Source organism: Actinomyces sp. MRS3W, assembly GCF_032465695.1.
Classification (GTDB): Bacteria; Actinomycetota; Actinomycetes; order Actinomycetales; family Actinomycetaceae; genus Actinomyces.
Genome location: NZ_JAWDJJ010000024.1, coordinates 1 through 9,553 on the forward strand (window position 1 = coordinate 1; position 9,553 = coordinate 9,553).

Consider the following 9,553-nt stretch of genomic DNA (forward strand, 5'->3'; position numbering starts at 1 on the left):
ATCCTGGATTATGCGGCCGGCGCGCGCACGCACCTGGGCGGATTCGTCGCCCAGGTGCTGGATGGGACCGCCGGAGCAACCCTGCTGCGCAAGGCCGCGGCGCTCGTCGCCCCGTTCCTTACCAGTCCCGTGGCGCTGGCGGCGCTCCTGGTGGGCGTGGGCGTGGTTGCTGCGGCGGCCTGGTGGGTACGGCGCACGCTGCGCGAGGCCCGGGCGGGTGCGGGCCCTTACGCCTGGTTGGCGGCATTCTCGACGCCGGGGTGGCTAGGGCCGGCCCTGCGGGCGTTGGCGGTGCTCGTCGTCGTCGAGGTGGTCGTCAACGATTCGGGTCTGACCATGCTCATGTACTCGGCCATCGCCGCCGTGCCGGCGCTGACCGCACTACTCACCAGCCGGGCGGCGGTGACACCGGGCGCCGCTGACACCGCGGACACACCCGGCGCTTAGCCCCCCCGTTTTTCGCCCCGGGGCGTGCTCCGCGTGGCCGGAGAGTTCGTGGCACGTACCCGGCTTCGTCATCCGCTGGGGTACGCCCGCCTATCAGGCCTTGGCGGCCTGCCGGGCGCGGTAGGCGCGGAAGGGCATCTGCTCGCGGACGGCGTCGTCGTTGAGATTGCTCGCTGGCACACGGATACGCCGCATACGACGGGATATGACCGCGCGCACGACATCCTTGTACTGGGCGGCGCGGTGCAGGCGTCCGGCCCGGTCGTTGCCGGAGACGCGGTGGGTGATGTCGCAGGGGACCTCGATAACGGCGTGCCCGGCGACGAGAACGTCGATGCTGAGTCCCACCTCGACGCCCCACCCTTCCGCCAGGGGGGAGGCATCCTCATAGGCCTCACGGGTGAGGCAGCGCTGCCCGGACAGGGGGGCGACCGGCGCCCAGCCGGTGGCCGAGGCGATGGCGGCCCGGGCCGCCCGCACCACGCGCCCGCGCCCGCCGGCACCGGCCTGCTTGGGGGGAACGGCGACAGACATGTCAGCTATGCCGTCGATAATGGGCGGAACGAGCTCGGCGCAGGCGGCGGCGGAGTCGCCCAGGTCGGCGTCGATGAAGAGCAGCAAGCGGGCGGGACCGTCCTCGTAGTCGCGCATCGCCACCACGCTCGCGCCGGTCTCCATGGCGGAGGCCTTGCCGCGGGACACGGAGTGGCGCACGGTCACGGCACCGGCGGCGCGCGCGTGCTCCTGGGTGGAATCGGTGGAGCCGTCGTCGACGACGATAACAAGGTCAACCCTGGGGATGGCTCGGCAGGCACGCACCGTTGCCGCAATCCGCTCGGCTTCATCCTTAGCCGGGATGACGACGGCAACGCGTTGGTCAGGAGACTGGTCGGGTTGTGACCCAGATGGCGGCGTCGAGCTCACAACCCCAGGGTAGTCATATCGGCGGCGAATCGCCCCTGCGGCCAGCATCGTCGGGTCACAGTCAAGTCTCGCAGTACGGACAGACACGGACGGGAGGGTGGCCCGGTATCGCTGCGGCGATGACGTGCCACTCGCCCGACCACCGTGGAGGCAGTGGCCGGGCGAGTGTCTGGAATACCGGTCAGCGGGCGGCGAGATCGGCTGTCGGCTCGGCCGCGGCGTCGACGACGTCGCGCGGCCCGGCGGACTCCGGCGCGTCCGTGACGGGGATCTCACCGGCAACCGGCGTGTCGAGCAGCCGGGTGACGGAGGCGTCGATGCCGAGTTCGGCGTCGGCGGCAGCGGCCTCTGCGGCGCGGCGGCGAACCGCCACCAGGCCGCGGTATTCGAAGAAGCAGGCGGCAGCCACCACGCCGGCCACGATCGTGAAGCAGATGGCTCCACCCCGAGCGGAGGCGACGGCGTAAGCGGGCGTGCCCGCCTGGGTGCCCGCCTGGTTCATGGCCAGCACGGTGGACAGTACGGTCATCGACATGGCGCCGAAGAACTGCTGCACGGTGTTCATGAGCGAGGTGCCGTCGGTGGTCAGCGAGCGCTCCACCCCGCTCATGCCCAGGGTCTGGGTGTTGGTGTAGGCCAGCCCGAATCCGAACATGAACAGCAGGTAGACCACGGCCATGACGGTGCTGGTCAGATCCGCGCCGATGATGGCGAGGGTGACGGTGGCGACCAGTGCGAGCACGCCGCCAATGCTGATCGGGACGGCGGGACCGAAGCGGTCGTAGAGCGAACCGGCGATGGGGGCGAGCACCGCACCGACGACGGCGCCGGGCAGCACCAGCAGGCCCGCCGTCATGCTGCTGGAGCCGAACGCCAACTGAGACAGGTTGGGGATGAGGTAGCCCAGGCCGAGGGCGACGAACTGCAGCAGGCTGAAGGCTGCGAGCCCGTTGCGGTAGACCGGGCTGTAGAGCACCGACAGGCGCAGGATCGGGTTGGTTGAGCGACGCGAGCCGATGAGGAAGCCGATGCCGGAAAGTACGCCGACCGCCAGCAGGCCCACCACCAGGGCGATCTGGCCGGCGGAGGCGGGGCTGCCCGAGCTGCTGGCGGCCAGCAGGGCGCCACCGCGCTCCAGTCCCAGGATGAGGCCCACGAAGCCGAGGGCGAGCAGCGCGACGTGTGCGACGTTAAGGCGGATGCGCTCGGTGGGGCGGGTCTGCTGGATGGAGCGGACGCCGACGATGAGCGCGGCGAGGACGAAGGGCAGGGTGAGGGCGAAGACCATCCGCCAGGAACTCACCTGGCCGATGACGCCACCGACAACCGGGCCGACCGCTGGGGCAACCCCCAGGGTCAGGCCGCCAACCCCCATGAGGGCGCCCGTCTTCGAGCGGGGCGCCTGGGTGAGGATGATGGTGAACATGAGGGGCGTCACGATGCCGGTGCCGACGCCCTGGAAGAGGCGGGCGGCGAGCAGCACCGGGAACGTCGGGGCCACCATGGCCGCGAGCGCGCCGACGGCGACGGCGCTGGCCGCCACCAGAAACAGGCTCTTCGCGCGGAAGCGACGCTGCAGGTACCCGGAGATCGGCATGATGACCGACACCACCAGCAGGTAGCCGCTGGTCAGCCACTGCACGTCGGAGGTGCCGATGCCGAAGTCGGTCATGATCGCCGGGAAGAGCACGCTCATGACGGTTTCCAGGAACAGGCCCAGGAAGGCCAGGACGGCCGTGGCGAAGATGGAGCCTGCCAGTGCGGGGCTGACCGTATCCGCGTCTCGCGGGCCAACGGCGGATGCGCGACTGGTCTGAATCGGGGAGGCCGGAGACGCTCCGGCGGGGTGGGACTGTGCCACTCGGGTTTTACCTTTCACTGGCACACCGGCAGCGCTTACCCACGCGGCAGGTCCGCCCACCACGTGTCATACGCCGGTGTGCGAACGCGAGGAGAGAGGTTATCCGGACGCCGTGTCGTCTCATAAGCGGCGACACGTGTGGGATCTTCAATAGCGCCGTGGCGCAGGCCACCCTCATCCGGCACCGGCAGTATCCAGCAGGGTGGCATTCCCCGGCCGGTGCTGTGGCAGACACCCCCGGTCGCCTCCCTGGCCAACACCCCAGCCGGCGCCGTGGCAGGCGCCCCAGACGACACCTCAGCCACCGCCCACGGCAGACACTCCCGGCCGCCGAACTTGCGGGTGCTATCAGGGTACTGACGGTTCGGCACTTGGCCTGACGATTCGTACCTTCCGCAGGACGCCTCGGCACGTAACCCGACGGTTCGGCAGCCAGGGTGCCGAACCGTCAAGCAAAGTGCCGAAGCGTTGATGTTAAGTGCCGAACCGTCGTCGAAAAGTACGAACCGTCGTCAACAAGTACGAACCGTCAAGCAGCCAACCGGGGCCCCTCCCGCCGAGGCTGCCCGCGGACCCGAGGGGAGTTCCCCTCGCGTCACCACACCCACCCGCGTGTGGGCGGTCGCCGTCTGAGACGGCCGTCGGCATGCGCGTCTACTACGCCACTTCACCGTTGGGTACGCCAGTTAGGGGTCTGTTGAAGGCCTCGGAAGCCTTCAACAGACCCCTAAGTAGCGTCGCAGACCCCGAACCGGCGTAGTAGACCCCGAACCGGCGTAGTAGACGCAACCGCTACCCCAGCGCCGGCCACCCCGGCACAGCCGCACCGCTCAGCGGGCGAGGCGCACGGGGCGACGCGGGATGGGAACCACCCCGGCACAGCCGCGAGGCTCGGCGGGATACAGGTCCTCACACATCTGCGCAGGTCAAACGTACGCCAGAGGACCTCAGTCCCAATTTCGGCGGTGTAACCACGGCAGAAATTCCTTGCTTGACCAATCAGGGCTCCAATGTGCTCCACCCCACAGAACCGCCCGTGGGAAGGTGGGATGGTCAGACGAAGGGACCCGTCAACGGCGCCGGGTTCCTTCGCTGTATTGGCCGCATCAGGTACCCCACGCGCCATGTACGAGCCCCCACGAGCATAGCCGCCACGCCCAGCTGCTCCACATATGAGGCCCGGACAGCACGGCCATCCCATACCGACCCGGATGCGCCGCCAACACCACAACCGCCCCGACCTTCCCGCACCATCACAACGACGCACCAGGTATTCACCAGGGCATTCGCTCCTATCACTCGTCGCCCACATCCGTCCGGACGCAGGCGCGTCAACCCGCCCAGACCACCTGCATCCCGCCGCAACATGGGCATGATGGGCCCGTGAGCACTCTGACGCACCTGGCGGTCTGGTGGGGGCTGGCCACCACAACCATCGTGGCGGTCGTCCTCGCAGTGCGCTGGCGCCGCGCGCTGCTGCTCGCGCGCCGGGACAATGCACGTCTGCGCCGTGCCGCGCAGCGGCGCAGTACCCCGCGCGACGTTCTCGCCCACGAGATCCGCACGCCCCTGGCCCTCATCAGCGCCTCGGCCGAGCTGCTGGAGGAGGAGACGCCCGGGGATCTCAACGAGGTGCAGCGGCGCTTCGTCACCACCATCCTGGACAATGCCCGCGACGCCTCCCAGATGGCGGAGGACTTCCTCACCGAGGCGCGCCTGGACCATGAGGTGCGCGCGCTGCGCCTGGAGAAGCTGGAGCTGCGCGGGCTCGTGCGCGACCTCGTCCAGGAGATGCGCCGCTCCACGCGCACCCCGATCCGTCTGGAGGATCACGGGCGCCCCGTCCGCCTGGAAGCCGACCGGGGACTGCTGCGCCAGGCGGTTGCCAACACCATCACCAACGCGCTGCGACACTCCGAGGGCCGGCCGGTGACCGTACGCATCAGCGCCGAAGTCGAGGACGCCCTCATCACCATCATGGACGACGGCGAGGGCATGAGTCGGGAGCAGCAGCGTCGCGCCTTCATCCCCTACGCGACCTCGAACCCACTGTCCGCGCCTTCCAGTCGCGGGGCGGGACTGGGCATGATGGTGACGCAGCGCATCATGGAGGAGCACGGCGGCCGGGTACTCATCGATACGATCGCCGCCCGCGGCACCACCGTCTACCTGACGCTGCCGCTGCGCGCGGCGGCCCCCGCCCGGACGGAGCCGGAGGCGCAGGAACCGACGAAGGAGAACAGCGATGCCGGGTGACACAGCAGACGAGATGTCGGAGGACGTAGCGCGTAGCACGGCAGTCGGCCCCTCCCCCGCAGTCGCTGCCTCCCCCGCGGTGGCTCCGAAACTGGTGGCGCTCGTGGTCGACGACGAGCCGCAGATGCGCTACGTCGTCTCCTTCGCCCTGGAGACCCAGGGGTTCGAGTGTCTGACCGCCCCGGATGCCGAGGTCGCCTGGGAGCTGCTGTCATCCCGCAAGGTGGACCTGGTCGTGCTCGACGTCATGCTGCCGGGCGGCAGCGGGGTCGCCCTGTGTCGGCGTCTGCGGGGCACGGGCAGCCGCGTCCCCATCATCCTGCTGACCGCCCTGCGCGATGAGCAGGACCGAATCGCCGGCCTGGAGGCGGGCGCGGACGACTACGTGACCAAGCCCTTCTCCCCGCGCGAGCTGGCTCTGCGAGCACGGGCGGTCACCCGCCGTGCCGGCGCGGGGCCGGACGCCGTCGAGAACGGCCCCTTGCGAATCTCAACGGTGACCGGCCGGGTTTCCTGGGAGGGGCGCAACGTGCCGCTACCGGACACCGAGGCCCGGCTGCTCGCGGCCCTGGCACGTCGGCGCGACGCCGTCGTCACCTGGCAGGAGCTGCTCAACGAGGTGTGGGGCACGAGCGACGACTCGGGCGGCAAGGAGATGGTGCGCACCACCATCTACCGGCTGCGCCGCCACCTCAAGGCCCATGATGCGCCCGACGACGTCGTCGTGTCGGTGCGCGGCCGCGGCTACCGCATGCCCCCGTTGGGACAGGACTGAGGTGTCCCAGGCCGGGGGGTCTGCCGGGTCCCCATGCGCCGGGGCAACAAGTAAGGCTCACGCGCCGGGAGCCCCGCGAGCGCACCTGCACGCGGGAACCGTCCGCAGGCGGGCACCGACGGAGAAGAATGACACCTCTGTCACAGTCTGCGATCGCTCAACCATCGTCGTCGGCCCGCGCTCGCCCGCATGATGGAGGTCTAGCGGCGCAGTGCTGCGCCGACTGATTCCGAAAGGCATCCCATGCGTACTCTCCGACGCTCATCCCACGCTTCCTCCCGCCGTGCGCGCCGTGGCACCGCACTGCTGGCCGCCGTCATGGCCGGCGGACTTGCCCTGTCCGGCTGCGCCGGCTCCACCGACTCCGGCTCCGACGGTTCGGGCTCCGCCGAGGGCCCGATCACCGTCGCCTGCGGTGCGATGGAGGACCTGTGCCAGGCCTGGACCAACGCCTTCACCGAGAAGACCGGTATCCAGGCCACCTATGTGCGCCTGTCCTCCGGCGAGACCGTGGCGCGCCTGGCCTCCGCAAAGGACAACCCCGAGTTCGACGTCTGGCACGGCGGCCCGGTCGACGGTTACGGTGAGGCCGTCAATCAGGGGCTGATCGAGGCCTACGCCTCCCCCGAGGCGGAGACGATCCCCGACGAGTACAAGGACCCGGACGGCAACTGGACCGGCGTGTACATCGGCGCCCTCGGCTTCTGCTCCAACCAGGCACAGCTGGACAAGCTGGGCGTGGATGTCCCGGACTCCTGGGACGATCTGCTCGACCCCGCCCTCAAGGGCCAGATCTCCACCGCTCACCCCTCCACCTCCGGCACCGCCTTCACCACCCTGTGGACGCAGGTGACGCGCCTGGGCGGCGAGGACGCCGGCATGGACTACATGAAGCAGCTGCACAACAACGTGCTGCAGTACTCCAAGTCCGGCACCGCGCCCGGTCAGATCGCGGGGCGCGGCGAGGCCGCCGTCGGCCTGGTCTTCTCCCACGACTGCGTGAAGTACCAGGAGGAGGGCATGACCGACCTGGTGGTCTCCTTCCCCGAGGAGGGCACCGGCTATGAGGTCGGCGGCGTCGCGCTGGTCGCGGGTTCCAAGCACCCGGAGGCGGCCAAGGCCTACATCGACTTCGCCATCTCCGCCGACGCCCAGAACGTGGGCCAGACCGTGGGCTCCTACCAGGCGCTGACCAACCCGGACGCCACCACCAGCGACAAGATGGTCGACCTCGACGACATCAACCTGGTCGACTACGACTTCGCTGCGGCGGCCGAGGCCAAGCCCGCTCTGACCGCCCGCTTCGACGAGGAAATCGCCGCCGAGCCCAAGGAGTAGAAACGGCCTCCCGGCTCATGGCCGGTGCGGGTCCCCCTTCCCGGGCGCCCGCACCGGCCGGTGCCGGAAGTCGCTGCTCCAGCCGCCGGGCAACACCGCCGTCGCCCCTAGACACCCACCCAGCCGAGGACCACCCATGACCTCAAGCGCGACCCCCATGACCGCCGCCTCCCTCACCCAGACCCCGCCCGCTCGGGCCTCATCCCGCTCCCGGACCCGCGTCAAGCAGGATCCCGTGACGACGACGATCCTCATCGTCGTCCTGCTCGTCCTCATCACCCTGGTGCTGCTGCCGCTGGGCCGCGTACTTGCCGAGGCCCTGTCCGCCGACGGCGTGGCGGTGCTTAGCAAGCTCGCCTCCTCCCGCACGAACCGCGCCACGATCCTCAACACGCTCGTGCTCGGCACGGTGGTGGGCACTGTCGGCACACTCATCGGCTTCCTCCTGGCCTACGTGCAGGTGCGGGTGGCCTTCCGCGGCAAGCGCCTGTTCCACCTCATCTGCCTGCTGCCGGTGGTCTCCCCACCCTTCGCGGTGGCGACGGCGTCCATCACCCTGTTCGGCCGCAACGGCATCATCTCCACCCAGCTGCTGGGCCAGGAGTGGAACATCTACGGCCTGCCCGGGCTGACGCTGGTGCTCTCGCTATCCTTCTTCCCGGTGGCCTACATGAACCTGGTGGGCATGCTCCGCAGCCTCGACCCGGCCATGGAGGAGGCCGCCGCCTCCCTGGGCGCCTCCAAGTTCACCGTGTTCCGCACGGTGACACTGCCGATGGTGGTGCCCGGACTGGGGGCCTCCTTCCTCCTGCTGTTCACCGAGGCGATCGCCGACCTGGCCAACCCGCTGGTCATCGGCGGGGATTACACGGTGCTGGCCTCCCGCGCCTACATCGCCATCACCGGCGAGTACAACACCGCGGCGGGCGCCGCCTACTCCCTGGTGCTGCTGGTGCCCTCACTGCTGGTGTTCCTGCTGCAGCGCTACTGGTCGGGCCGCTCCTCCACCGTGACGGTGACGGGCAAGCCAGCAGGCTCCTTCGAACTGCTGCGCTCCAACGTGGCCCGCATTCCGCTGCTGACGGTCAGCGCCGCCCTGCTGGCGCTCGTGGTAACCGTCTATGCGGCCGTCGTGGTGGGCGCCTTCGTGGAGATCCTCGGGGTCAACAACTCCTTCACGCTGCGCCACTTCGAGTACCTGCTCTCCGGAATCGGGAACGAGTCGATGATCGACACGACCATCCTGGCCCTCATCGCCACCCCGATCGCGGGCGTGCTGGGAATGCTCGTGGCATGGCTGGTAGTGGTGCGCATGCGGCGCGGAGCCGCACTGGTCGACTTCCTAGGCATGCTGGGCCTGGCCGTGCCGGGCACGGTCATCGGCATCGGCTACCTGGTCACCTTCAACCGGCCGGTGGCGCTGTTCGGCGTCAACATCATCGCCCCGCTCGCCGGGGGCGGCGCCATCGCGGGCGGCGCGCTCGCCATCATCATGGTGTACATCGCGCGCTCCATGCCCGCCGGGCAGCGCTCCGGCATCGCCTCCCTGCAGCAGATCGACAAGGCGATCGACGAGGCCTCAACATCACTGGGCGCTTCGGGGGCGCAGACCTTCCGGCGGGTAACCCTGCCGCTCATCCGGCCGGCCTTCCTCACCGGCCTGGTCTACGCCTTCGCCCGATCCATGACCACGCTGTCACCGATCATCTTCATCACCACTCCGCACACGAAGATCATGACCTCCCAGATCCTGGCGGAGGTGGATGCGGGCCGTTTCGGCAACGCCTTCGCGTTCTGCACGATCCTCATCATCATCGTCATGACCGTCATCGGCGGCCTCAACCTGCTCATGCGCGGCGCCGAGATACGCCGCGCCACCCGCTGAGCGGCAACCGTTCAGCACCGGGCAGCGACGCCGTCGTCGGCCCCACCCATCAGCCAGCTACTCACCC

At 69.5% G+C, this 9,553-nt stretch carries 6 protein-coding genes and 1 pseudogene; 5 read left to right on the plus strand and 2 right to left on the minus strand.

The features are described from left to right. A pseudogene (locus tag RWX45_RS00580) lies at window positions 1-447 on the plus strand (hypothetical protein); the annotation flags it as partial. 93 nt (window positions 448-540) lie between these two features. Here RWX45_RS00580 and RWX45_RS00585 read toward each other — a convergent pair. Beyond that, window positions 541-1,371 carry a glycosyltransferase family 2 protein gene (locus tag RWX45_RS00585; protein WP_316021852.1) on the minus strand — a complete coding sequence of 277 codons (831 nt, stop codon included), beginning with the start codon at window positions 1,369-1,371 and terminating at the stop codon, window positions 541-543. 181 nt (window positions 1,372-1,552) lie between these two features. Beyond that, on the minus strand, window positions 1,553-3,232 hold the full coding sequence (locus RWX45_RS00590) for an MFS transporter (RefSeq protein WP_316021853.1): 1,680 nt from the start codon (window positions 3,230-3,232) through the stop codon (window positions 1,553-1,555). Window positions 3,233-4,615: 1,383 nt separating this feature from the next. Between RWX45_RS00590 and RWX45_RS00595 the strand changes: the two genes are divergently transcribed. The 4 genes from RWX45_RS00595 (at window position 4,616) to RWX45_RS00610 (ending at window position 9,486) form a co-directional block, all read left to right on the plus strand. Then, complete coding sequence (locus RWX45_RS00595) at window positions 4,616-5,488, plus strand: HAMP domain-containing sensor histidine kinase (RefSeq protein ID WP_316021854.1); 873 nt, start codon at window positions 4,616-4,618, stop codon at window positions 5,486-5,488. Then, a complete protein-coding gene (locus RWX45_RS00600; RefSeq protein WP_316021855.1) occupies window positions 5,478-6,263 on the plus strand; it encodes a response regulator transcription factor in 786 nt (261 codons plus the stop codon). Before RWX45_RS00595 ends, RWX45_RS00600 begins: the two co-directional genes overlap by 11 nt. 243 nt (window positions 6,264-6,506) lie before the next feature. Continuing rightward, window positions 6,507-7,601 (plus strand): ABC transporter substrate-binding protein, encoded by a 1,095-nt coding sequence (locus tag RWX45_RS00605; RefSeq protein WP_316021856.1) that lies wholly within the window; start codon window positions 6,507-6,509, stop codon window positions 7,599-7,601. A 136-nt stretch (window positions 7,602-7,737) separates the two neighbouring features. Continuing rightward, a complete protein-coding gene (locus RWX45_RS00610) occupies window positions 7,738-9,486 on the plus strand; it encodes an iron ABC transporter permease (RefSeq protein WP_316021857.1) in 1,749 nt (582 codons plus the stop codon). Window positions 9,487-9,553 lie beyond the last annotated feature (67 nt).